The 24097-nt window shown below is 40.9% G+C and carries 30 protein-coding genes and 1 riboswitch; of the genes, 22 read left to right on the top strand and 8 right to left on the bottom strand.

All coding sequences use genetic code 11. The annotated features are described in order from the left end of the window. Positions 1-10: 10 nt before the first annotated feature. The 5 genes from yunB to lipA all read left to right on the top strand — a co-directional run bounded on the left by yunB (position 11) and on the right by lipA (position 5968). Entirely contained in the window at positions 11-769 is a 759-nt protein-coding gene (yunB, locus tag KR50_RS15505; RefSeq protein ID WP_232304297.1) for a sporulation protein YunB, read from the top strand. Positions 770-836: 67 nt separating this feature from the next. Continuing rightward, positions 837-1023, top strand: a riboswitch (Lysine riboswitch). 118 nt (positions 1024-1141) lie between these two features. Next, positions 1142-2743, top strand: coding sequence for a Na+/H+ antiporter NhaC family protein (locus tag KR50_RS15500; RefSeq protein WP_041060758.1), 1602 nt, complete (start codon positions 1142-1144; stop codon positions 2741-2743). A gap of 337 nt (positions 2744-3080) precedes the next feature. Continuing rightward, positions 3081-4604 (top strand): sodium-dependent transporter, encoded by a 1524-nt coding sequence (locus tag KR50_RS15495; protein ID WP_041060756.1) that lies wholly within the window; start codon positions 3081-3083, stop codon positions 4602-4604. A gap of 14 nt (positions 4605-4618) precedes the next feature. Continuing rightward, positions 4619-4726 carry a MetS family NSS transporter small subunit gene (locus tag KR50_RS18580; protein WP_156969543.1) on the top strand — a complete coding sequence of 36 codons (108 nt, stop codon included), beginning with the start codon at positions 4619-4621 and terminating at the stop codon, positions 4724-4726. A 318-nt stretch (positions 4727-5044) separates the two neighbouring features. Next, complete coding sequence (gene lipA, locus KR50_RS15490) at positions 5045-5968, top strand: lipoyl synthase (protein ID WP_041060755.1); 924 nt, start codon at positions 5045-5047, stop codon at positions 5966-5968. A 60-nt stretch (positions 5969-6028) separates the two neighbouring features. Here the strand turns inward: lipA and KR50_RS18055 are convergent, their stop codons facing one another. Continuing rightward, complete coding sequence (locus KR50_RS18055) at positions 6029-6706, bottom strand: YhcN/YlaJ family sporulation lipoprotein (RefSeq protein ID WP_052477157.1); 678 nt, start codon at positions 6704-6706, stop codon at positions 6029-6031. A 116-nt stretch (positions 6707-6822) separates the two neighbouring features. Between KR50_RS18055 and KR50_RS15480 the strand changes: the two genes are divergently transcribed. Beyond that, positions 6823-7104, top strand: coding sequence for a YutD family protein (locus KR50_RS15480; protein WP_041060753.1), 282 nt, complete (start codon positions 6823-6825; stop codon positions 7102-7104). Positions 7105-7137: 33 nt separating this feature from the next. Here the strand turns inward: KR50_RS15480 and KR50_RS15475 are convergent, their stop codons facing one another. Next, entirely contained in the window at positions 7138-7374 is a 237-nt protein-coding gene (locus KR50_RS15475) for a hypothetical protein (RefSeq protein ID WP_041060944.1), read from the bottom strand. 136 nt (positions 7375-7510) lie between these two features. On the opposite strand from KR50_RS15475, the gene KR50_RS15470 reads away from it, so the two are divergent. The 3 genes from KR50_RS15470 (at position 7511) to KR50_RS15460 (ending at position 9766) form a co-directional block, all read left to right on the top strand. Further along, complete coding sequence (locus KR50_RS15470) at positions 7511-7948, top strand: DUF86 domain-containing protein (protein ID WP_041060751.1); 438 nt, start codon at positions 7511-7513, stop codon at positions 7946-7948. A 74-nt stretch (positions 7949-8022) separates the two neighbouring features. Next, positions 8023-8790: a TIGR01457 family HAD-type hydrolase gene (locus tag KR50_RS15465; RefSeq protein WP_041060749.1), complete on the top strand. Its 768-nt coding sequence runs from the start codon at positions 8023-8025 to the stop codon at positions 8788-8790. Between the two features lie 16 nt (positions 8791-8806). Next, entirely contained in the window at positions 8807-9766 is a 960-nt protein-coding gene (locus KR50_RS15460) for a 2-hydroxyacid dehydrogenase (RefSeq protein WP_041060747.1), read from the top strand. A gap of 97 nt (positions 9767-9863) precedes the next feature. Here the strand turns inward: KR50_RS15460 and KR50_RS15455 are convergent, their stop codons facing one another. Beyond that, on the bottom strand, positions 9864-10100 hold the full coding sequence (locus KR50_RS15455) for a NifU family protein (protein WP_039810717.1): 237 nt from the start codon (positions 10098-10100) through the stop codon (positions 9864-9866). A gap of 98 nt (positions 10101-10198) precedes the next feature. Between KR50_RS15455 and KR50_RS15450 the strand changes: the two genes are divergently transcribed. The 4 genes from KR50_RS15450 to KR50_RS15440 all read left to right on the top strand — a co-directional run bounded on the left by KR50_RS15450 (position 10199) and on the right by KR50_RS15440 (position 12360). Next, positions 10199-10552 carry a YuzD family protein gene (locus tag KR50_RS15450; protein ID WP_041060744.1) on the top strand — a complete coding sequence of 118 codons (354 nt, stop codon included), beginning with the start codon at positions 10199-10201 and terminating at the stop codon, positions 10550-10552. Positions 10553-10631: 79 nt separating this feature from the next. Further along, the gene (locus tag KR50_RS18575; protein ID WP_156969542.1) at positions 10632-10775 is read left to right on the top strand and encodes a hypothetical protein; all 144 of its coding nucleotides are present in this window, start codon (positions 10632-10634) and stop codon (positions 10773-10775) included. Positions 10776-10940: 165 nt separating this feature from the next. Continuing rightward, positions 10941-11168: a hypothetical protein gene (locus tag KR50_RS15445; protein ID WP_041060741.1), complete on the top strand. Its 228-nt coding sequence runs from the start codon at positions 10941-10943 to the stop codon at positions 11166-11168. Between the two features lie 814 nt (positions 11169-11982). Next, positions 11983-12360, top strand: a complete 378-nt coding sequence (locus KR50_RS15440; RefSeq protein ID WP_041060738.1) for a spore coat protein — start codon at positions 11983-11985, stop codon at positions 12358-12360. 252 nt (positions 12361-12612) lie between these two features. Here KR50_RS15440 and KR50_RS15435 read toward each other — a convergent pair whose 3' ends face one another. Then, a complete protein-coding gene (locus tag KR50_RS15435) occupies positions 12613-13680 on the bottom strand; it encodes an NAD(P)/FAD-dependent oxidoreductase (RefSeq protein ID WP_041060735.1) in 1068 nt (355 codons plus the stop codon). 253 nt (positions 13681-13933) lie between these two features. On the opposite strand from KR50_RS15435, the gene KR50_RS15430 reads away from it, so the two are divergent. The 3 genes from KR50_RS15430 to KR50_RS15420 all read left to right on the top strand — a co-directional run bounded on the left by KR50_RS15430 (position 13934) and on the right by KR50_RS15420 (position 15229). Further along, complete coding sequence (locus KR50_RS15430; RefSeq protein WP_041060732.1) at positions 13934-14170, top strand: YuzB family protein; 237 nt, start codon at positions 13934-13936, stop codon at positions 14168-14170. A 164-nt stretch (positions 14171-14334) separates the two neighbouring features. Beyond that, entirely contained in the window at positions 14335-14697 is a 363-nt protein-coding gene (locus KR50_RS15425) for a HesB/IscA family protein (protein ID WP_041060729.1), read from the top strand. Between the two features lie 286 nt (positions 14698-14983). Further along, positions 14984-15229: a type B 50S ribosomal protein L31 gene (locus tag KR50_RS15420; protein WP_041060726.1), complete on the top strand. Its 246-nt coding sequence runs from the start codon at positions 14984-14986 to the stop codon at positions 15227-15229. Positions 15230-15336: 107 nt separating this feature from the next. On the opposite strand, the gene KR50_RS15415 is transcribed toward KR50_RS15420, so the two are convergent. Together KR50_RS15415 and KR50_RS15410 are read right to left on the bottom strand one after the other, a co-directional pair. Then, positions 15337-15987: an SDR family oxidoreductase gene (locus KR50_RS15415; protein ID WP_041060723.1), complete on the bottom strand. Its 651-nt coding sequence runs from the start codon at positions 15985-15987 to the stop codon at positions 15337-15339. A 69-nt stretch (positions 15988-16056) separates the two neighbouring features. Beyond that, the gene (locus KR50_RS15410; RefSeq protein WP_041060721.1) at positions 16057-17052 is read right to left on the bottom strand and encodes an NAD(P)/FAD-dependent oxidoreductase; all 996 of its coding nucleotides are present in this window, start codon (positions 17050-17052) and stop codon (positions 16057-16059) included. A 364-nt stretch (positions 17053-17416) separates the two neighbouring features. Between KR50_RS15410 and KR50_RS15405 the strand changes: the two genes are divergently transcribed. The 5 genes from KR50_RS15405 to KR50_RS18830 all read left to right on the top strand — a co-directional run bounded on the left by KR50_RS15405 (position 17417) and on the right by KR50_RS18830 (position 20971). After that, on the top strand, positions 17417-18631 hold the full coding sequence (locus KR50_RS15405; protein ID WP_041060718.1) for an NAD(P)/FAD-dependent oxidoreductase: 1215 nt from the start codon (positions 17417-17419) through the stop codon (positions 18629-18631). A gap of 126 nt (positions 18632-18757) precedes the next feature. Continuing rightward, positions 18758-19249, top strand: a complete 492-nt coding sequence (locus KR50_RS15400; protein WP_052477156.1) for an NUDIX domain-containing protein — start codon at positions 18758-18760, stop codon at positions 19247-19249. Between the two features lie 192 nt (positions 19250-19441). Next, complete coding sequence (locus KR50_RS18655) at positions 19442-19564, top strand: YuiA family protein (protein WP_198134267.1); 123 nt, start codon at positions 19442-19444, stop codon at positions 19562-19564. 255 nt (positions 19565-19819) lie between these two features. After that, the gene (locus KR50_RS15395; protein ID WP_041060712.1) at positions 19820-20146 is read left to right on the top strand and encodes a YuiB family protein; all 327 of its coding nucleotides are present in this window, start codon (positions 19820-19822) and stop codon (positions 20144-20146) included. A 168-nt stretch (positions 20147-20314) separates the two neighbouring features. Continuing rightward, positions 20315-20971, top strand: a complete 657-nt coding sequence (locus KR50_RS18830; protein WP_269746101.1) for a 3D domain-containing protein — start codon at positions 20315-20317, stop codon at positions 20969-20971. Positions 20972-21005: 34 nt separating this feature from the next. Here KR50_RS18830 and KR50_RS15385 read toward each other — a convergent pair whose 3' ends face one another. Together KR50_RS15385 and KR50_RS15380 are read right to left on the bottom strand one after the other, a co-directional pair. Continuing rightward, complete coding sequence (locus KR50_RS15385; RefSeq protein ID WP_041060711.1) at positions 21006-21815, bottom strand: cobalamin-binding protein; 810 nt, start codon at positions 21813-21815, stop codon at positions 21006-21008. Positions 21816-21841: 26 nt separating this feature from the next. Next, positions 21842-22321, bottom strand: coding sequence for a divergent PAP2 family protein (locus KR50_RS15380; protein WP_041060707.1), 480 nt, complete (start codon positions 22319-22321; stop codon positions 21842-21844). Positions 22322-22465: 144 nt separating this feature from the next. Here KR50_RS15380 and KR50_RS15375 point away from each other — a divergent pair, with 144 nt between their 5' ends. Then, a complete protein-coding gene (locus KR50_RS15375; RefSeq protein WP_041060705.1) occupies positions 22466-23974 on the top strand; it encodes a leucyl aminopeptidase in 1509 nt (502 codons plus the stop codon). Positions 23975-24097: the final 123 nt, after the last annotated feature.

Here is a 24097-nt window from a genome sequence, read left to right as displayed (position 1 = left end):
GGCGTTTTATGTGAAATTTAAATCAGCGCGACCATATGGGCCGTTGCCGCTTCGATATGTTTGGTTTATTTCCATCGTTCTCTTTATTGGATTTACCTTGTTGGCATTATGGACCATTAACGTAGGAATTAAACCGACATTAATGAACTACGCAGAATCACAGACAAAAAAAATTGGCGCTCTTGTTATTAGTAAAGCAGTAAACAGAGAAATCGCGAATATCATGGATATAAATGAAATCATTGAAAATGTTCCTACCGATTCCGCTGAAATGGTGACCACTCAATTTAACACCGAAATTATTAATCGGGTGCAAGCAGAAACGACGCAGTTAGTTCAGGAGCATCTGCGGGCAATTGAACGCGGGGACACAAGCGTACTGCGTTCACTGACGGATCTCGATCTTGAGGTAGAGGATTCGGGTGATATGGAAGGGATTGTTTACACGGTTCCTTTAGGACAAGCTACAAATAATGTTCTATTGGGAAATCTCGGGCCGGAAGTTCCAATACGATTTCATGCAGTAGGCGATGTTACTTCAAACATCACTTCAAATATAAGAGAATTTGGCATCAATAATGCTTTTGTGGAAGTGAACATCCATTTAATTGTCAATGTTCAAATTATTGTTCCTTTCGCTACACGCGTTACAACGATTGAACAGGATATACCCGTTGCCATGGGACTGATAAGAGGAAAAGTTCCAGAAATTTATAATGTTGGGGAAGGCATGTCACCTTCTATGGAGGTTCCGCTTCCTGCTCCATAAAGGCTTGAAAAACAACCTCAGGACTGGTACTATAGAAAAGTAAAAAGAATATCACCACATCATAATCCGATGGGGTAGAGGAGCAGTTTTTAAAAGTACGCTGTGTGAGGATGACAACAAAGATCACAGTTGAAAGGAAAAGCTGCCGAAATAGCGAATGTATGTCAAAGGCGTCGCTATTGGGGTTATCTTAAACAAGGATAACACTCTCATTGCGTAAATTTACTTTTACGTTATGAGGAGCTACAGATCGTGATGGAGCATACATTACTAAACCTATAAGAGTAATGGTAGAGACCTCTATCATTGCTCTTTTTTGCGTTTTTGGAACGATTGCCCTCAAGATACCCTGTCAAGAACAAGGAGGACATTATGGAAGGAACATGGTTTTCGATTTTGCCGCCAATTATTGCGATTGCAATGGTGGTACTTACAAGAAGAGTACTGCTCTCTTTAGGAGCAGGAATCATTACAGCTGCGCTGCTGCTCGTTGATTTTTCGTTTTTAGGTACGTTTGAAAAACTATGGGCGTCATTCAGCGGTGTATTTTGGTCAGACGGAGAATTAAATCTCTGGAATATTTTTATCATTTTATTCTTATTAATTCTTGGAGTCATAACCGCATTTATTAATATTTCAGGAGGAGCAAGAGCATTTGGGGAGTGGGCTATGAAGCGGGTAAAAACACGCTCAGGTGCACAGGTGTTGACCGCATGCTTAGGCGTAATCATTTTTATCGATGACTACTTTAACTCGCTCGCGGTAGGTCAGGTGGCACGGCCGCTTACAGACCGTCACCGTGTATCCCGCGCGAAGCTTGCGTACCTAATTGATTCGACTGCCGCGCCGGTATGTGTGATTTCCCCTATATCAAGCTGGGGTGCTTATATTATCGCTGTTATCGGTGGAATATTATCAGAACATGCGATCACAGAATACACAGCATTCTCTGCTTTTATGCAGATGGTGCCGATGAACCTTTACGTCTGGGCGGCTCTTGGAATCGTCTTTATTGTGGCATTCCGCGGGGTTGATTTTGGCCAAATGAGAAAGCATGAAAATCGTGCGATCGAAACAGGCAAAGTGTACGATGAAACGAAAGATATCCCTGGAGAATTAAAAAATGATCTGCCCACAAGCAGCCACGGCACAGTGGGAGACCTAATTTGGCCGATCATTGCATTGGTAATTGGAACAGTAGCATCCATGATGTGGACAGGCAGTCAGCTGTATAGCGAAGAAAATGGCGGCTCAGCTTCACTTCTGCAAATGTTTGAATACACCGATGTTGCAAAATCCCTTGTGTGGGGTGCTTCAGTAGGTCTCATTGTTTCGATTGGCTTCTTTATACGCCAAATGAAGCGATCAACTAAAATTGGCGGTGCTGAGTTTTTTATGGCCTTAAAAGAGGGCGTCAAATCCATGCTGCCTGCCATCTATATTCTTGTTTTTGCCTGGATGATTGTAGGACTCATCGGAGAACTTGAAACAGGTGAATTTCTCGCCAACGCTGTTACAGAATCTAATATGGATATTGCCTGGCTTCCCGTGCTGCTCTTTTTAGTTGCAGGCGTCATGGCATTTTCTACAGGAACATCTTGGGGATCGTTCGGTATTCTTCTTCCGATTGCAGGGACCATTGCTGTGAGCACGGATAGTTCACTTCTTCTCCCTGCCCTTGCTGCGGTTCTTGCTGGTTCTGTGTTTGGAGATCATTGCTCTCCTATTTCAGATACGACAATCCTGTCTTCAACTGGTGCAGGAAGTAACCATATTGATCATGTTATTACACAGGTTCCTTATGCAGTAACGGGGGCAGTAATTGCTGCTGCCGGGTATATTCTGCTTGGTTTTACAGGAAATACCTGGATGGCGCTTGGACTTGTGATTCTGCTTCTCGCTGCATTTGGCCTGATCATGGGACGCAATCCTGATAAGAAAAGAGTAGTTTCAGCGAATGAAACAGAAGCTTAAATCTAGTTAAGTAAAAAGAACCTGCCGGAGTCTTCCGGCAGGTTTTTTTTGCAGTTTGTGCAAATTTAGGCAGTGTATGAAGAAGGGACTTTTGATGCTGTCATTCTTATATTCATCTATGTATAAAGTATGTAAAGAATACTGTTACATTTAAAAGATTCCTTTAGAAATAGTGTTTACTTATTAATTTTCTGTATATCAATATACTAATTAAATAAAAATAAATAGTTCTTTTACATTTAGGCATCAAGTGCTATACTATTTTTAGATTAGGAGCAATAATCTGAATATACAAAAACTTCCTAGTCTCAATGGAAGTTTAACGGGAGGGATAAAAATGGGTCGTCAACAATGGGGAACACGTGCAGGATTTATTTTAGCCGCAGTTGGATCTGCAGTTGGTTTAGGAAATATTTGGCGTTTTCCATATGTAGCTTACGAAAATGGTGGCGGAGCTTTTTTAATTCCATATTTATTTGCACTTTTAACAGCTGGTATCCCTATTTTAATCATGGAATTTACGATCGGTCATAAGTACCGTGGATCTGCCCCGCTGTCCTTTTTCAGAGCAGGGGGAAAAAAAGCAGAATGGCTCGGCTGGTGGGGAGTATTTGTCGCCTTTGTTATCTCTACCTACTATGCGGTCATTATCGCATGGGCCATGCGGTATACCATTTTTTCCTTTGACCAGGCGTGGGGGGAAGACACCGGGAGCTTTCTTCAAGCTGATTTCCTTCAGCTGACTGAAGTTGCGCCTGGTGAAACAGGAGGAATCGTATGGGGCGTTTTTATTCCATTAGTTCTTGTCTGGGTCATTACTCTTGGAATTCTTCTTAAAGGAGTTAAAAAAGGAATTGAAATTGCAAACAGGATTTTCATTCCTACTCTTGTCATCTTATTTTTGATCATCGTGGTGCGTGCTGTAACACTTGAGGGTGCTGCTACAGGTTTAAATGCATTTTTCCAGCCTGATTTTGATCAGATTATGAACCCGGCTGTATGGGTAGCGGCTTATGGTCATATTTTCTTTAGTTTATCAATAGCCTTTGCCATCATGATTACGTACTCAAGCTATTTGCCTAAGAAATCAGATATTACGAACAATGCCTTTATTACAGGATTTGCAAATTCCGGCTTTGAGCTTCTTGCAGGAATCGGGGTTTTTGCAGCGTTGGGCTTTATGGCGACACAGCTTTCAGTACCGGTTGCGGAAGTAGCAGATGCAGGCGTTGGTCTTGCATTTGTAGTTTTCCCTCAAATTATTAACCAGTTTCCTGGCTTTAACGGATTCTTCGGCGTGCTGTTCTTCCTTTCTTTAACACTTGCCGGATTAACTTCCCTAATGTCTATTACGGAAACCTACGTAGCAGGTGTGACAGAAAAATTCGGTGTCAGCCGGAACAAAGCAGTTATTATTGGTGGGGGACTTGCAGCAACGATTTCGATCTTGTTTGCGACACAGGGAGGCCTGTTCTTCTTAGATGTAGCAGATTACTACATTAACCAATTTGGTGTGGCAGCTGTCGGACTGGTTGAAGTCATTATGGTAGTGTGGATTCTTAGAAAAGCGGATACATTGCAGTCTCATGCTAATCTGACTTCAGACATTCGTCTCGGTCTTTGGTGGAAAATCTGTCTCGGCGTTGTGACACCAATTGTTCTTGGTTTCATGATGTTTGGACTGCTGAAACAGAATATTCTGCAGGAATTTGATAATGATACCGGAAACTATGAAGGGTATGCCACAGAATTTATTCTATATGGCGGTGTAGCGGTTGCGGCCGCAGCACTAATAGCAGGAATTTTGTTCTCTTTAGGAAAATGGAGCAAACACCATGCGACATTTAACGAGAAAGATTAAAGGGGGATTATACAATGACAGCTAGTGCAATCTTTATGATGATTGTGGGAATCACCCTCTTATGGGGAGGTCTGGCGGCTAGTATTGCAAATGCCGTTAAAGTGTCCAAAAAGTCAGCGTGAATTATGCAAAGGCTGATCAATAACTTGTTCATCTGCAACCAGGGCTGAAAAACGATATTGTTTTTCAGTTCTGGTTTTTATATGTGCTCTGATGCCCCTAAAATTCCTCTGTGAAATTGTTGTATATTGCCTGATTCTTTTTGTCACAGAACTTCCTTAACAAGGTTTGCGAAGTGCCGGAAACCCTTAAGTTCCCTTGTTTTCAGCCAGTTAGTGTGGTAAAGTGACATTGTCAGAATGATTTACATATTTTCATTTTTTTGTCGAATTCTTCGAACGGGTTAGGACCCTTGAACCTATTAGATGGGAGAGAATTAAATGAGTACAAAAACCAAAGATGGTTATTTAAGAAAGCCTGAGTGGCTTAAAATTAAATTAAACACGAACGAAAATTATACTGGCCTTAAGAAAATGATGAGGGAGAATAATCTTCATACGGTTTGCGAAGAAGCAAAATGTCCGAATATTCATGAATGTTGGGGAATCAGAAGAACAGCTACTTTTATGATACTTGGAGATGTCTGTACACGCGCCTGCCGTTTTTGTGCTATTAAAACGGGTCTTCCAACGGAACTTGACTTGGCTGAGCCGGAAAGAGTAGCAGATTCTGTTGCCATGATGAATTTAAAGCACGCTGTTATAACAGCAGTAGCCAGAGATGACTTGAAGGATGGAGGAGCAGAGGTTTTCGCTGAAACCGTACGCGCGATTAAAAGAAAAAATCCTTTTACCACTGTAGAAGTTCTTCCGTCTGATATGGGAGGTATTTATGAAAACATCAAAACCTTGATGGATGCCCGTCCTGATATTTTAAATCACAACATCGAAACAGTTGAACGTTTAACGCCAAGAGTTCGGGCAAGAGCAAAATACGCCCGCTCGCTGGAACTGTTAAAGCGTTCAAAAGAACTTCAGCCTGATATTCCCACAAAGTCGAGTCTTATGATTGGACTTGGAGAAACAAAAGAAGAAATTATTCAAACGATGGATGATCTTCGTGCGAATGATGTGGACATTATGACGATCGGTCAGTATCTGCAGCCAACCAAAAAACATCTTCCTGTTATTAAGTATTATACGCCGCTTGAATTTGGAGAATTGCGAAAAATCGCGATGGGCAAAGGCTTTAAGCATTGTGAAGCAGGCCCTCTAGTACGCTCTTCTTATCATGCGGACGAGCAGGTGAACGCGGCATCACGTGAGCGTCAGGCACAGGGTGAAAAAGCAGAACAGGCAAAATAATGAAAAGCAGCAGAATAAACTCTGCTGCTTTCACTTTGTCTTTAAGTCAATAAAACACCATTAAGCATTCATTGATTTTGCTGACGGAACATCCATAGCTGCTGGAGCTAGGTCAATTTCTTCTTCCGCCATATCGTTTTCTTCATCTTTTGTTTCTCCATTTGCATTTTCGCCTTCATCAATAGGATAGCCTTGTGGAGAAGCTTCTCTCATCAATTTTATGGTTGAAGCAATAGCGTCCTCCATATCACCATCATTTAAATTCGTTTCGCCTATGCTCTCTACATTTACGCGGAGATTTGGGTCATCTGTAACATAAACGTGATACCATCTTGGAATGACGGATAAAGCGTTTTTCTTAACTTGATCTGCCATTTCATTTGGGTCCATCTCATGGTCATAATCCTGGGCTACCTGATAAGATATGAGAACTTCTTCATCCGTGACAACGGTTGAAACATTTTCAATGCCGGGCAATGATGCGCTGAATCTGCTTATGGCATCTGCAGCTACCTGAAGATTCATTTTATAGGCGATATTATCGTTTTCGCCTTCCCCGTCATTAGGGTTTGCCACTTTTGTTGAAAAACCAAAATTATTTTCCGTAGTATCTATTTCATCAACTGTGTCTGCTGCTGCAGATTGTTCAATGTCTGTTTCAACTGATGGGGTATCTGGCATTGAACAAGCACCAAGTGTAAACGCCCCTGCCAGTAAAAATGCAGCATGCTTTTTCATCCACATCGCCTCCTTATGTATAGGTTCTCCAAAGGAGGCGGTATTTTATCATAGTAAATGATGGTTTTTACGGTATAATGAATGTATCAGTTTGAAAAGCAAGGGTGGTGTGAAAAATGATTACTGTTCAAAATCAGTCCTATGAAATAGTCGATGATTTTCGCGAGGCCTTTGACCAGGAAGCGTTTGAGGGAAGGTATAGCGAAATTCTCCATAAATATGATTTTATTGTAGGGGATTGGGGATATGGACAGCTCCGATTAAAAGGATTTTTTGATGATCAAAATCAAAAATCATCGTTTGACACAAAAATTTCGACCGTTAAGGATTATTTGTTCGAATATTGTAATTTTGGTTGTCCTTACTTTGTTATCAAGAAGGTAGAGATAAAAAAATGACCTGCAGCTGGGTCATTTTTTCGTTTTCTAACATTAAGGGATATGCGAGCCCGGTACTGCTCTTGGAATGTCTTCGTGCAGACCCTTGTTTTCATAATTAAACGCACTGTAATAGCGCTGACCTTTCCGCCAAGGTGTTGATTTATTGCGGACCAATGTATATTTGCCGCGTGGTGAACCGTAGGGACCTTCGGGCAAGGTTTCAGGTATAAGATATTCCCGTCCGACTTCAACGTTGGAAAAGTCACTGTATTCTTCGTTTTTTGTCACGTTCGCACCCTCCTTTTTTTATAGTTTGTCCCAAAAAAGCTGTTTTACTATTGCCGCAGTATGGATCCTTTTTAGAGGATCGTGAAAGTTGTGTTAAACTAATGAAGGATAAATTGTGCATGGGGAGTGAAAGCCAATGTATTTTGTTGATCGTGAAAAAATTGAGCAGACGCTTGTCTATCTGGAAGAAAAGACCGCCTTTTTTAATCATCAGCTTTCCTGGGAAACCGAAACAGAAAAGTTAGCTCTTGAGCGAACCGTCCACATGATCATTGAAAGCATTCTGGATGTTGGCAACAGCATGATTGATGGGTTTATCATGCGTGATCCAGGCAGCTACGATGATATTATTGATATTCTTGATGATGAAAAAGTAGTAGCAAAGGAAATGACCCCGCTATTAAAAAATCTGATCCAGGTAAGAAAACAGCTGGTACAGGAATATATGAAAGTGGATCATGGGAAAGTAATCCTGTCACTTGAAGACTCAATGCCGGCTGTAAACCACTTTCCCGGAAGTATCAGAAAGTATTTAGAAACGGAATTGGGACCTGTTTCCGCCTTTAAAAATTAATAGGACGAAACGTACAAATAAACACGCATTATTTAAAATTATTTGGGGTTTGACGGTAGAAAGGATGTTTGAAATTGAAAGCTTATAAAGGATATTTAATCGATTTGGATGGAACAATGTACAGAGGGACTGAGCCCATTGAGGAGGCAGTCGATTTTGTAAAAAAACTCCATGAGCGTGGAATTCCGTATTTATTCGTTACAAATAATTCTTCAAAAACACCTGATCAAGTAGCAGACCATTTGACAAAATTCGATGTTCCGGTGACAAATGATCAGGTATTTACGACTTCTATGGCAACCGCGGCATTTATTTCCCAGGAAAAGATGGATGCTTCCATCTACGTGATTGGCGGCGAGGGAATCCGACAGGCCCTAGAGGAAAAAGGGATGGAGCTTGTAACAGAATCTCCAGACTATGTGGTAGTCGGCCTCGACCGGGACATTACGTATGAAAAGCTGGCTCTTGGTTGTCTGGCTGTCCGCGGCGGTGCAAAATTCATCTCAACGAATGGAGATATCGCCATACCAACAGAGCGGGGGTTACTGCCCGGGAACGGATCACTTACTTCAGTCATTACTGTTTCTACACAGACAGAGCCAATATTTATCGGCAAGCCTGAAGCCATCATTATGGAACAGGCTTTAGCGGTGCTCGGCCTTCCTAAAGAAGAGGTTGCCATGATCGGAGATAATTATGATACCGACATCACAGCTGGTCTAAACGTTGGAATGGACACCATTATTGTGCATACTGGCGTAACAACGAAAGATATTCTGATGACGATGGAAAAACAGCCTACTTTTTCAATCACTTCTTTATCAGAGTGGGACATTCTTTAGGAAGAGGCGAAGCGTGATGAAAAAAGTATTTATTACTCGAAAAATTGAAGAAGAAGTGATACGTGAACTGTCTTCTAAGTTTCGAGTGGAGGTTTGGCCTTATGAAGATCAGGTCTGTCCACGGGAGGAACTGCTGAAACATGCGGCAGATAGTCACGCTCTTTTAACGATGTTATCTGACCAGGTAGATGAAGAGCTTTTTGAACAGGCTCCTGAGCTTGAAATCGTGGCAAATCTTGCTGTTGGCTACGATAATATTGATGTTAAATCAGCAGCTGAAAGAGGCATTATTATTTCCAACACCCCTGACGTCCTGACGGATACAACGGCTGATCTTGCTTTTTCTCTTTTGTTGGCTACAGCAAGAAGGATCGTTGAATCAGCAGACTACATAAAGCAGGGAAACTGGCAGTCCTGGTCTCCGTATTTACTGGCAGGCAGTGATGTTCATCATAAAACGATTGGTATAATTGGCATGGGCGAAATCGGAGAAGCCGTCGCCAAAAGAGCCAGGGGCTTTGATATGAATATCCTGTATCATAACCGCTCCCGAAACCAGGAAGCGGAAGACAAGCTGCATGCATCTTATCGTACACTTGACGAGCTAGTGGCAGAGTCTGACTTTATTGTTTGTCTGACTCCTTTAACTGAGGAAACAAGAGGGATGATTGGAACGGCAGAATTTTCCCGCATGAAGAATTCAGCTTATTTAATTAATGCAGGCAGAGGACCCGTCGTAGATGAAGAAGCATTGATTCAAGCACTTCAGGATGGAGAGATTGCAGGAGCGGGACTTGATGTTTTTGAAAAAGAACCCATTGATGTTTCGCATCCGTTGTTATCCATGAAAAATGTTACGGCTGTACCGCATATCGGAAGCTCTTCAGTCGAAACAAGAAGAACGATGATGGAACTTTGTGCAACAAATATAGCCCGCGTTCTGACAGGCAGTGAACCGGTAACGAAAGTTCAATAACGATTAGAAACCGACTTAAAGCCCCCCGCATCAGCGCGAGGGGCTTTAAGTGTATAAGAAGTGGAATAAGTGCCACTTGCATTATATGCCGTTCAAATTAAAATACTTGTTCTACCTCAACGACGCCGGGAACTTCTTCAAGCAAAGCACGTTCAATCCCTGCTTTAAGAGTAATCGTCGAACTTGGGCATGTGCCGCAAGCACCAAGAAGTCTGAGTTTCACAATACCATCTTCTACGTCTACCAATTCACAGTCTCCGCCATCGCGAAGAAGGAATGGACGAAGTTTATCAAGAACTTCCTGAACCGAATCTTTCATTTCAACTTCTGTCATTCGAATCGACTCCTTTCCTACCTTCTATTATAATAAGGATGAAGAAAAAAATCCATCCAGATTGATTCATTTGTTTAAAATTGAAAGGAAGTGTCTGTATGTTAGTTAAACCTGTTACTGTCACTGTCTATGGTGCCGAAACGATTTGTCCAAGCTGTGTCGGTGCTCCGTCATCAAAAGAAACATACGAATGGCTTGAGGCCGCGCTTGGACGGAAATTTCCCAATCAGGCCTTCATAATGGAATATGTGGATATAAATCAAGTACATGAGGATAAGAAAAAAACTGCGTTCATTGAAAAAATGGAAGAAGAGGATTTATTTTATCCGGTTGTTCTGATCGAGGACCGCATTGTGGGAGAGGGGAATCCAAGGCTAAAAGCTGTTTTTGGTGAATTTGAAAAGTATGGCTATAAAGCTCCGGATGAAAATAAAGAACATTCCACTAAGTAAATAGTAGTGGAATGTTTTAAAAAAGTGAGCATATCATGTTGAGATCGTCTATTTTTCAATAAGAAAAGGTGATGACTCAATGAAAGTGCTTAAAAAAACGTTTAAAATTATTTTTTTATCCAATTTGGCGGTCGTCGCCACTTTAATCCTGCTGCCAGCTATCGTCATTACCGGGGAGGCGGAACTGCTTAATCAGTTTGTTCATTACATTTCAAAAGAATAAAGGAATCAGAAGAACAATCGGGAATCATGATTGTTCTTTTTTATTTTGTCCGCTCCTGCTCGAGGATATAATAAATACGAAAAAATAATTGAGGATAAAAAGGAAGTAATTTTCAGTTATAAAAAGAGAACATTTGTTCTATAATAGAGTAAAGGGGGGAAGAAGATGAAAAAGCATCATTTTTTAAGGGCAATGGAACAAAATCTTGTTGTTGAAATGATTTATCTTTCAGACCGCAATGAGATCAGTCACAGAAAAATAAGAATTCTTGAACTGAATGAGTATTCCATGGTCGCTTATTGCTACCTCAGAAAAACCCGCCGAACGTTTTCTTACCGAAATATTCTTTCTTCCGTTCCCTTAGTCAGCAAAAAGGAAAGAGCCGTGCAATAGCTTGAGAAAAAAACAAATGAAAAAAAGAGTAAAATGAAAAGACCATTCCTGCTTGTTTGCCTATAAAAGACGAATCATTTAAAACCACAGCAAGCAGTCAATGCGGGATGGTCAAGTACCTTTTGTTTGCTGTCATTTACATAAATAGTATGATCCTTTACGGGTAGATTTTATCCTTTAGAATACATAATATGCTTCATGACGTTTGGCGGCAGGTTAATTGGCACTTGTATATTCATACCACCCGTTCCACACCTTGTATCGGATCGATTTCAGATCAATTAAAATGAAAGCAAGTTTAATTTTGAAAAACCTATTATAAATAGTAGATCCTATGCTTTTGATTATTGCAGATTATTTTAAAAGCTTTACACTTCTTATACCTCTACGCGTATCAAGTCTACTCAATATCTTCATATAGACCGGCTGTGGCCGGAAGCGTCTTCTTCATTATGGTATACATCCCGAAAATACATGTTTCTATGTATATACTTCGCAGTCATCATCTAAACCTCAGAGGAATTAAACTTATCAAGAAACTGATCAAGTACGTCCCCGTTCAAAAAGTTTTAAGACAAATCTCACTTTTAATACCCTTTATCAACCATTGGTCAGATTGCTGATCACGATGAAACGAGCAATTAAAAAATCCTCGTCTGCCTGCTGGAAGATGCGGAATCCAAATGACAGTAAAAAAAGTATTCTTAATACACTATTCTATTAAAAATAAATAACTAATCTATCTGTCTATACCAACCCTCTCTTAAATGAATATTTTAAAGGGTAAGGCAATTTTTTATGAGGGGGTGGAATAATGGAAAAGGAAAAATATACAAGTAAACCTAGTAATACTATTGATGTTTCTCAGTCAGAATACCAAGGTTTATATATTCGTGATTCTCACAATGTAGATGTGACACAAACTGAAGTTCAGGGATTGTTGCTGGTGCAAGCTTCCCTGCAAGCTGCTATTGAAGCTGCGATCGTTATACTTGGATCAGGTGAAAACTCAGGAGATCTGAAAAAGCTGGAAAAAATAGCTCAGTCACTGGATGTTAGCCAATACCAAGCACAAACTGTTGCTATCGTAGATTCTGATGGCATTACTGTCAGACAAACAGAAGTACAGATTGATGTTGTGGTTCAAGCTGCCATTCAACTTTTGGCACAACTTATGCTGAAATTAGGATGATGAAAATTGATCATTTCATCTGAATTAAGCTAATTTCGCCTGAAATTGGTGCTATTCAATACGATCGACTAGCTAACCCTTACTGCTTAAATGTGGTAAGGGTTTTGTCATATTCTACGCTAAAACATAGGGTTAAGAATTCCTACCCGGTTCCTTCTAGTCTATGTTAGATGTCCAATAAGGTGACATTGCCTAAAGCTGTCAACACAAAAAATATGAAAAAACACGCTCAAATATATGAGCGTGATAAATTTAGCCATTATGGTATTTATACATCCATAAAACGCCTGATTTCATGAGTCGGGCAATTCTTCCGGTAATTGTCCGGTCACCAAGATAGGCGAAGCCATGCTTTTTGCCGAGGGAGCCCATAAAACCCTTCAAACTGATTTTTGGCATCTGAGCAGGGAGCTGTTCACCTTTCCAGCGCATCAGCAGGACTTTGACGATCTGCTCTGCCTGCTCCTCAGAAAGCTGGGCGCTTGGCGCAAATGGAAGGCTTGCGCAATCGCCAACTACATAGACATGTTCATCCGCAGGGAGATTGTGATATTGTGTCAGGACAATCCGGTTGGAGGCATCTTTTTCAGCTGGAAGACTGCGGACAACTTCTACAGGCTGAATACCTGCTGTCCATACACAAACATCTACAGGGATGGTCTCTTCGTGGTTAAACAGCTTATTGGGTTCAACTTTTGTAATATTGGAGTTGCTGACAATTTCTACATTATTGGCATCAAACCACTTTTGAACATAATTGCTTAACCTTACAGGGAAAGCAGGAAGAATGCGTTCGCCTCTGTCAAAGAGCTTAATCGTAAGATCACTTCTGCTTTCTCTTAATTCACTTGCCAGCTCGATGCCGCTTAATCCCGCACCTACGACTCCGACTACAGAACCGGATGGAAGGTTAGACAGTTTTTCATAGGTGGCTCTTGCCTTGGAAATGGATTGGATACTGTGAGTATATTCGTCTGCTCCAGGTACGTTATGGTACTTATCTTCACATCCAAGCCCTATGACTAAATCATCATAATCGACAAAGGAACCATCCTCTAATAAAACATGCTTTTTTTTCGTATCTATTTTTGTTACATTGCCGTATTTCATATTGAGCCTTTCATGTTCAGGAAACGATACACGAACTTCCTGATCCGATATGGTTCCGGAAGCTAAGGCATAATATTCAGTTTTTAAACAGTGATAAGGCGTACGATCAATTAAAGTGATTTCCACATCATTGGGCAATTGGTTAGGCAGTAAACGCAGCAGCACTCTCATGTTGCCGTATCCTCCGCCAAGCAGAACTAACTGTTTCATAGTAACCCTCTCTTTGCAATCAGCATTTGTCAGCGTAAGCACTTTCAATATGAGGCTTATTCGCTTCATTAACGTGTACATAACGTTTGTATTTATAAAAAAAGTATAGCGGAATAAGGACGATTGTACAATAATAATAAGAGAATTCCTTCACAAACTTTGTAATGAGTGTTTATTAAAGCCTGAATTCAAATGATTGACGGTTTAACTGAAAAAAGGTAGCATGAATAGGTAGTGTGAGGTGAGACAATTAATGAAACCAATTATAGAATTTTGCATAAGCAACTTAGCAAGCGGTTCACAGGAAGCCCTCGAAGAATTAGAGCGTGATCCCAATCTTGATGTCATTGAGTACGGCTGTCTTGGTTACTGCGGAAAATGTGCAGCGTCTCATTTTGCTCTGGTAAATGGAGACATTGTTGAAGCGGATACTCCTAAAGCGCTTGTTGAAGAAATTTATGTTTATTTAGAAGAAAACCCAATGTTTTAATACTAATTAATTCTGATTTTATAGGCACCCTGAAAAACAGACCGGTAAACCAGTCTATCTTCAGGGTGTTTTTTTATTTTAAAGGAAGAAAAAATCCAAATGGTTGAGACTCGAGGGTGAAGAAGCTATACTACATATACGAATCAATTTACGGAGGTGCTAAAATGGAACAGGTAATTACAATGTCCGAAGCTGCTGCGCTTCAGGTGAAAGATATGATGAAAGAAGCTGAAGAAGAAAACGCCTTTCTTCGGGTAGCGGTTAAAGGCGGCGGCTGCAGCGGCCTTTCTTATGGCATGGGCTTTGAGCATGATGTTGCTTCCGACGATCGCGAAGAACAGCATCACGGCATTCGAGTGCTGGTAAAAGCAGAAGATGCAGACATCTTAAGAGGTACCCAAATTGACTATAAACAATCTTTAATGGGCGGCGGATTTACAATTGAAAATCCGAATGCGATTGCTTCTTGCGGATGCGGCTCATCCTTTACAACAGCTACTAAAAAAGGTACACCGGAAAACTGCTAAATGAACGCTTAACGCTTAAAAGACCTGCGACGTATTGAATGCGTCTCAGGTTTTTTTTCAACTATATACCTTATAGTGGGGCAAGGGTTAATTTTTTGGTGTAAGCTGAACAGCTTTCGGACTCTAATGAAGTTATTTTCCTGGTTTCTACTTTAATTTTAAAATCACATTATAAATGAATGAGTTTTTCCTACGCATTATTCTTGCCAAAAAAATAGAGATATGATTTAATAAATGAATAATTTATAAATCGTAATTATTACGATTTGAATTGGAGGAATTTATCATGAAAAAAAGTCTTCATCCCGATTACCAAAAAGTCGTTTTTCTTGACACAAATAGCGGCTTTTCATTTTTAACTGGTTCTACAAAAAGATCTGAAGAAACTATCGAGTGGAAGGATGGAAATACGTATCCGCTATTAAAGGTGGAAGTCAGCTCAGATACCCATCCCTTTTATACAGGTAAACAGAAATTTGCTGATAAGGGCGGCAGAGTGGAACGTTTTAACAAAAAATACAATAGGAAATAAATTCCCTTGGTTTTAAAAAGAGTTAGCTGATTAAGTAAAAAAGCAGAGAAGATAAAAACCCAGAACTGAAATTCGTTTCAGTCCTGGGTTTTTACATTTTATTTAACTTATAATTTTTCCAAAGCAGGAACAATGTCACTTTCGTCACTGTTCTCAATTTCAATGGACATGTTTTTCAGTCCGTCGATCAAAAGGGATTCAACCAGCACAGTGGCCACATCTTCACGCGTAATGGTTCCTTTTTTGTTTGCAAGACTTTTACTTGCCGTAATTTTTCCTTTAGCAGGCTCATCTTCAAGTCCCACCGGACGAACAATGGTATAATCGAGACCGCTTTGCTTCAAATGCTCATCGGCATTGTGCTTGGCCTGCAGATAGTGGTGGAACGTTTCATTGTCTGAGGCAACAGATGGGTCATCCGCTCCTACAGAGCTTAGCATGATAAAGCGTTCGATTCCTTTTTCTTTTGCATAATCAACCGCTTTTTTTGCTCCTTCTTCATCAACTGCAGTGGTCTTGTCTGCACCGGTGTCAGGACCTGAGCCTGCAGCAAAGATTACTGCGTTTACATCCTCAAGGGCGTAGTCAAATTCACTCTCCAAATCTGCAATGATGGGTCTTGCCCCGAGCTCTTCCATTTTAGAGGCCTGTTCCGTTTTGCGAATCATGGCTTTCACTAAATGCTGCTCGCTTTTTGCAAGCTTTTCAACAACCATTGTACCGGTTGTTCCGTTTGCTCCAATTACTAATACATGCATAGGACATCACCTTTCAAATAAATATATTTATTATTATTTACCCGACATGTGATGTCCTAAACTAGATGATTACTCAAACATGGACGTACTGTGCATTGGCTGAACACGTGCTTTTGGATCAATTGAAGCTTTTGCATTATTTACAGCAGTCGGTGCTTCACCAAAACCAGAGGCAATCAGCTTAACTTTACCATCATATGTGCAGATATCGCCTGCTGCATAAATTCCTGGTACATTGGTTTCCATACGTGAATTAACCACAATTGAATTCTTTTCTATATCCAGGCTCCAGTTTTTGATTGGACCCAGTGATGAAATGAAGCCATAGTTAACTAGAAGATCATCAAGGTCTATTGTAACGGTTTCTTCTTCGCGACCTTTTTGAAGAGTTAATGATTTAATTTGATCTTCAAGTGTTTCAAAGCCTATTGGTGTGTAAGGCGTCATAATATTGACACCGGAATTCATCAGCTGTTCTACGCTATGCTCGTGTGCACGGAATTTGTCTCTTCTGTGGACAAGTGTGACAGAAGCAGCAATTGGTTCTAGCATAAGTGCCCAGTCTACTGCAGAATCTCCGCCGCCGCATAGAACGACGTTACGGCCTTTAAATTCGTCCAGATTTGGCACAAAGTAATGAAGATTATTATTTTCAAAATCTGTAAGCCCATCCAGATCCAGTTTTCTTGGCTGGAATGCACCATTTCCTGCTGTAATGATGATGGTGCGTGTGTGATGAATCTCACCATTTGTCGTCAATGTGAATGTTCCATCTTCCAGTTTCTCTACATTAACAACTTCCTGGTTTAAGCAGACTGTTGTTTCGAACCGTGACATCTGTTCTTCAAGATTATCTACCAGCTCCTGAGCGCGGACTTTTGGAAATCCTGCTACATCATAAATATATTTATCCGGATATAAAGTTGAAAGCTGTCCGCCTAATTGAGGAAGGCTTTCAATTATTTTAACGCTGGCTTGGCGCATGCCGCCGTAAAAAGCTGTAAACAGACCAACTGGGCCCCCGCCAATTACGGTAATATCATAAATCTTCGTATCTTCTTTCATTCTTAATCCCTCCATTAAATGAAATCAGCTTCTTTAAAGGGCTGATTTCTTGCGTTGAATTAACTTTTACACTTAGAGTATTTTACCATACTCTTTTTTTAAAGCCTACTTTACCGCTGTACTTTGAAAAATTTCCGTCTATACGATACAAAAAAGCCTGATTAAGTATTCTGATTTCCATCATAAACCTTGAAAACTTGACAAAAAAGGACTATGATTGTGTAAGATACTATGCGAACCATAGAAACACGAGAGTAGTTTGCTATTCTCATTCGTGAATATTATCACAAACTTTATAAATACGGGCTTCGCGATGGCGCCTCAAACACCATCGCAATATAATGTAAAGGTGGAAGTGATCCAAGTGAAGAGACCTACAGTAGTCGTACTAGGAGCAGGATACGGAGGATTATCCGTAATTACAAAGCTGCAAAAACTGGTGAGTGCAGACAATGCAGATATTATTTTAGTAAATAAAAATGATTACCATTATGAAACAACCTGGTTGCACGAAGCGTCAGCAGGAACAATGCACCATGATAAAGTAAGATATGATATTGACGGTGTTTTGGATAAAGGGAAGGTAAACTTTATTAAAGCAAGCGTTGAAAACATTGATACAGCTGCTCAAAAAGTCATTACAGACAAATCTGAAATTGCTTACGACTATTTGGTAGTAGGCTTAGGATTTGAAGGCGAAACATTCGGCATTCCTGGTTTAAAAGAACATGCTTTCTCTATTGCGAATGTTAAAGCAGCGCGTCAAATCCGTGAGCATATTGAATATCAATTTGCAACTTACAGCATGGAAGAAGTTAAAGATCCATCGAGATTGACCATTGTCGTTGGCGGAGCAGGTTTTACAGGAATCGAATTCCTTGGCGAGCTTGGAGAGCGTGTTCCTGAACTTTGTGCTGAATACGATATCGATCCAAAAGCTGTTCGTATTTTATGCGTAGAAGCAGCTCCAATGGTCCTTCCTGGATTCGATAAAGAGCTTGTGGATTATGCAGTATCACATCTTGAAAGCAAAGGCATTGAGTTTTCAATTGGAACGCCTGTAGTTGAAGCAACTCCAGAAGGCGTAAAAATTAAAAAAGATGAAGATTTGTTTGAAGAAATCAAATCGCATACTGTTGTATGGGCTGCCGGTGTCAGAGGGAACCCGATTATTGAAAAAGCTGGATTTGAAAATATGCGTGCTCGTATAAAAGTCGATCCAGATCTTCGCGCACCTGGCCATAACAATGTGTTTATCGTTGGTGACTGTGCATTGATGATCAACCCTGAAAATGACCGCCCGTTCCCTCCAACTGCTCAAATTGCTATGCAGCAGGGAGCACATATTGCTCATAACCTTACTGCACTGCTAAAAGGGGAAGAACTTGAGCCGTTTGCACCTGACTTAAAAGGAACAGTGTGTTCTTTAGGCGGAAACGAAGCAATCGGAGAAGTATTCGGCAGAAAAATTACAGGTAAACGCGCAGCTATTATGAAAAAAGTGATTGATAACCGCGCACTGCTGATCCTTGGCGGACCTGGACTTGTCTTCAAAAAAGGAAAACTTAATATATTATAATATAGAGAGCTGCTTCTGCAGCTCTTTTTTTTCTAGAAAAAAGAAGGACCTGGCACTTGGACCTGGATCACAAAAGAACGGGCTCAGATAAAAATATAAAAGATGATGGGTAGGGAGTTTAATTATATGAAAAAAAACAGAGGAAATGTCTGGCTTGCAGCAGCCGGACTGGTGGTAAACGATGAAGGGGAATGGCTGGTCGTGAAAAAGAAATACGGAGGCCTAAGGGGTGTTTGGTCTTTACCGGCAGGATTTTTAGAAGCTGGTGAAACGGCGGATCAGGCAGCTCAGCGGGAAGTTTTTGAAGAAACGGGTGTGACTGCAGAAATCGGAGAAGTCATTGGCCTTAGAAGCGGGGTCATTGGAGGGGACATCAGTGATAATTTGATTATTTTTTCCCTGTTCTGCAAGAAAGAAAATAACCCTCTTCAAGCACAAGAGGGGGAAATCGCGGCAGTTCAATGGATGACGACTGCTGAGCTGGAAAAAGAAACTTACGTATCACAAATGATCCCTTCCATGATTCAGCATATGCGCTCACAAGGCTTGAAAAAATGCTCTCTGACAAATCCGGGAGATCACTTTAACTACACCGCTTATCATCTTTTTTTAGGATGATTTCACCAAAAGATGTGAACAAATAATGAAATATCCTCACAGTTCTAAATTTTCTGATAATTAAAGAAAATCAGAGTAAAAGGCTATATGTATTCGCTTACATGAACGAATTCTGCCTTATTTGGCGCTTTTCACTTTTTGCAGGTGCATGCTATAGTTACTCTCAACCACATCAGAGAGGGGATGCTCCTTATGGATAAAACAAAACGCAATACTAATAAATCATGTGAATATTGTTCTGGACTAGGCTACTTTCAATTAAGATTAGGCGGTTCAGAAACATGCCCGTCATGTGGAGGCAACGGAAAAAAATAGCGCAGTGACAACAAGTAAAAATGCACAACCCGGACCGGTTTACTGATCTGGGTTTTTTTGTGTGAAAAATATCATAAAGGTCTGTTATTTGGATGAGGACAAACGATTGAATGCAGCTTGGATTTACTCGATTCAAAGCATTGAGGGACAAGGTATTGGCAATTATTGTGACAACTGAATGAATTATCCCTTTGGTTTATTGCACCTGTCGTTTAAATAAGGTAGACTGTTGAAGTGAATGTGGAGGTGTGTCGTTTGGGGACATTTGGAATTGCTCAATTATTAATTTCGATGCTTCTTTTCCTGGTGCTGTTTTTTGGCATCGGATTTTTATTAAATATGCTGCTGCGTATGACATGGATTATGGCTGTAATCTATCCGGTTATTACCATATTGATTGTAGATGAAGTTCGATTTATTCAATATTTTCGTTCTCCTGGTGAGTCCTTTTCAGGACTGGGAAATCGATTTACATCTCTAGCTACTGCTGACATTTTAATATTGTCTGCTGGTATGGCAGGTGCCATCATTGCAGGACTAGTAATGAGATGGCTGCGCGCCAATGGTTACCGAATGTTTTAAAGCTCCCCAAACAGGTGGAGCTTTTTTTAATGCCTAAAAACCGCATAGCTACTCTGCTCGCACAATAAATCTGCAATCTTAGATTATGTCATATGGGATAATTTTCACAAAAAAGGGTTAGCACTCTACTATTTAGGGAAATACTAGTTTTGAAGGAGTGAAAGCAAATTGACTAAATGGACTCATTTTGCCCCGCACTTAGTAACGATTTTTGCAGTAGCAATGGTTATCCTCAATATTCCATCAAGTGCTGCAGCAGAGCCGGTAGAGTCTTATGCGATCGAGCATCCGAATGAAAAGATGCAACGTGTGGACGTATTAACCGAATTAATGCTGGAAGAACGGGATCTTATGCTTGAAACAAAAACGATGGTGGAAAATGATTTCACCCATAATTATATTGCCGAACGATTACGCACAAGCGATCCTGAAACAGTGCCAAATTATATGGAAAACTATCCTTCTAAAAAGGTAACCGCTACAGGTTATACAGCCGGAGAAGAGTCGACAGGTAAAAATCCTGGGGACGAGCTATACGGCATTACATTTTCCGGCGTGGAGGTAGTAAGAGACACGTATTCCACGATTGCAGCAGACCCTGAAGTTTTTCCAATCGGCTCAATTTTGTTCATACCGGGCTATGGTTATGGAGTGGTAGCAGATACCGGCAGTGCCATTAAGGGTAACATCATTGATCTGTATTACGACACTGTAGATGAAGTATTTGATGAATGGGGCAAACAAAAAGTTGAAGTTTATGTGATTAAAGAAGGCGAAGGTACTTTTAGTGAAAAAGAGCTCCTTTCTTTAAATGAACCAAAATAAAACGAAGTGCGGCGTAATGCTGCACTTCGTTTTATTATGATGTAAAAATTTCAGGCAGTTGAATCGTCTTGTAGTGCTGAGGATGAAGCAGGCTTCCAAGCTTCCAGATCCCCTCTATTAAACGTGGCGACGGCCGGCAGTAAAGATCTTCCTCCAGAATATGAATCCGATTTTCTTTTACTGCTGTAAGTTCCGACCAACGAGGCCGTTTGAAAATGAGTTCAGGTTTAATTTTCTCTTTTCTGACTCCTACCCATGCCAGACATATATGATCAGGATTGCGATCAAATACATCCTGCCAATCTGTTTGAATGCTTGCAAGTTCGATGTCACTAAATAGATTAGTACCGCCCGCCAATAAGCTTACTTCTGTCAGCCAATTTACAGAGCCGGGAGTGAAAACTGGTTTTGGCCACCACTCCCAGTACAAACTCGGATTATCGTTGACAAGACGGGATGCAGTTGTGAATTCTTCCAGTATATCAACATATTGTGAATGGACCTGTGCCGCCGTATCTTCACAATGAGCAGCTTTACCCAGTGTCATCAGGTCCTGCCCGATTTCAGCGAGGCTTTGGGGATTTAAAACAATATGAGGAAGATTTCTTTTTTGCAGTTCTTCTATATTTTTTTCCATACCGGGAACACTCAGTGAAGCTACAATCAGGTCAGGCTCCAAGGCTTCGAGCTGATCTATGTTAATCGACAGATCCGGTCCAAGTCTGGGCAGATGTGTGATGCTTTTTGGCCAGTCAGAAAAATCATCAACTCCAACTAGAGAAGAAGTTAATCCAAGATAATGCAAAAGCTCTGTGTTGCTTGGACAAAGTGATGCAATTCTCATCTAAATCCACCTGCCATTCAGGAATATTAGCTGTTTAAGATAAAGTGAATCAATAAGGTAAGAAGAACGCCGGTTAATCCACCAAAAAATACTTCAACTGGTTTATGTCCTAAAAGCTCTTTCAGCTCTTTTCTTTTTTCTTCTTCATCTTTTTCAGTCCATCCTTTTGCTTCAGAAACAAATTTGTTGAAGTCCTTTAGCAGCTGGTTAATTACCACAGCCTGTTCGCCCGCTTGAAACCGTACCCCTGTTGCATCAAACATGGTGATAATGGCAAAAACAGTTGCCAATGCAAAGACTGGGGAAGACAATCCGGACTCGAGCGCAATAGCTGTTGCCAGTGCTGTCACTGCGGCAGAGTGTGAACTCGGCATGCTGCCGGTCGAAGTTACGAGTGACCAGTCAAGTTTTCTTAATGCAATAAATTGAATAGGGACTTTTACTACCTGAGCAAATATAATGGCAAACAATGATGCCCAAAGCGGAAAGTTTGTAAATAAATCCATGAAATGACTGCACCCTCTCTACTCCAAATACTCAATCTTTTGGAATAATTATAACATATTTCAAGCAGTTATTTATTCGAGGGGGGTCTGTGAATCGAAATCGTGTGAATTTTTAGGTATACTAAATAGTGGAGGTGTTTTGAAATGAAATGGTTCGTACATAATGAAAGTCCGCTTCAGTCTTCACATGATTATTTGGTTGTAGGATTATGGGATAAATCATCTCAATTTGAGGGAATGCATGAAGAGCTGAACAAAGAGCTTGATGGAGAATTAACTTCACTTGTAAAAGAAGGCGATCTTTCAACGAAAGCAAAAACAATTACCAAGCTTCCGATGCTTGGTAAAAGCATGGCAAAACGCATTATTTTTGTAGGGCTTGGCAAACAAAAAGAGCTGACAATAGACGATTTGCGTGAAAGCTTTGGTGTACTTGGGAAAGTGTTAAAAGAAAGCCGGGTTAAAAATGTTTCTGTAGCACTGGATACCTTCCTATCTGAAGGAATCGATGCTTCTGATGCAGGTCAGGCGTTAACAGAAGGCATTACCTTATCCAGCTATGAATTTGAAGGGTATCGTAAAAAGTCCAACTTACCGGAAGTGACTCTCGAGACTCTCGCTGTTTGGACTCAGGCAGACGCTCAGGAAATGACTGCTGCTTTAGAAGTAGGATTTGTTTTGGCAGAAGGAACAAACTCCGCCCGTACCTTAGTAAATATGCCTGCGAATATGCTAACTGCAACCAAAATGGCAGACTATGCAGTTGAATTAGCCGAGAAATACGGATTTGAAAGTGAAATTCTTGGCAAAGAGGAAATGGAATCAGTGGGAATGGGGGCACTGCTCGCTGTTAATCAGGGATCGGCTGAACCGCCAAGAATGATCGTGCTGAAGCATAAAGGAAGAGAAGAGTGGACAGATGTCTTAGGTCTTGTCGGAAAAGGCATCACGTTTGATACAGGCGGTTATTCTATTAAACCGAAAGACGGAATCGTTGGGATGAAGGCAGACATGGGTGGTGCAGCAGCCGTACTTGGAGCGATGGAAGTGATCGGACGTCTTCAGCCGGAACAAAATGTTGTCGCTGTCATTCCTGCTACGGACAATATGGTCAGTTCAAAAGCCTTTAAACCGGACGATGTCATTACTTCTTTAAGCGGCAAGACGATTGAGATTTTAAACACAGACGCTGAAGGCCGTCTTGCTCTGGCTGACGGGGTAACCTACGCAAAGCAGCACGGTGCAAACTATATTATCGATGTTGCTACACTGACAGGCGGTGTAATCGTAGCACTCGGACTGGATAAAACAGGGGCACTGACGAATAACGAAGAACTGTTTGAACAGGTGCTTGAAGCATCTGCTGAAGCTGGGGAATTTATCTGGCAGCTGCCTTATACAGAAGGAGATAAAAAGCGGGTTCGGAAATCACCAGTAGCAGATCTCAATAATTCACCAGGCAGAGACGGCCATGCCCTTTTTGCAGGAGCATTTATTGGTGAGTTTGCAGAAGGGACCCCTTGGGTTCATCTTGATATTGCCGGAACAGCTACCACAAAATCTGCTCACCACCTGGGGCCAGCAGGCGCAACAGGTGCTATGACACGCACACTGGCACTTTTAATTGAACAATTTTCGCTTAAACATAAATAAGTTGAATGATGGATGAAAAAGGCTCCTGTTAGGAGCCTTTTTCACATTCCCGAACAAAAGGGGTCTGGCCCCTTTTGTTCGGGAATGTGAAGAAACATTCCGACTTTTTACGGTTTCGTTGAC

This window comes from Jeotgalibacillus campisalis (assembly GCF_000829515.1).
Classification (GTDB): Bacteria; Bacillota; Bacilli; order Bacillales; family Jeotgalibacillaceae; genus Jeotgalibacillus; species Jeotgalibacillus campisalis.
The sequence above is the reverse complement of the archived record's forward strand: the minus strand, read 5'-3'. Positions and strand labels throughout refer to the sequence as shown.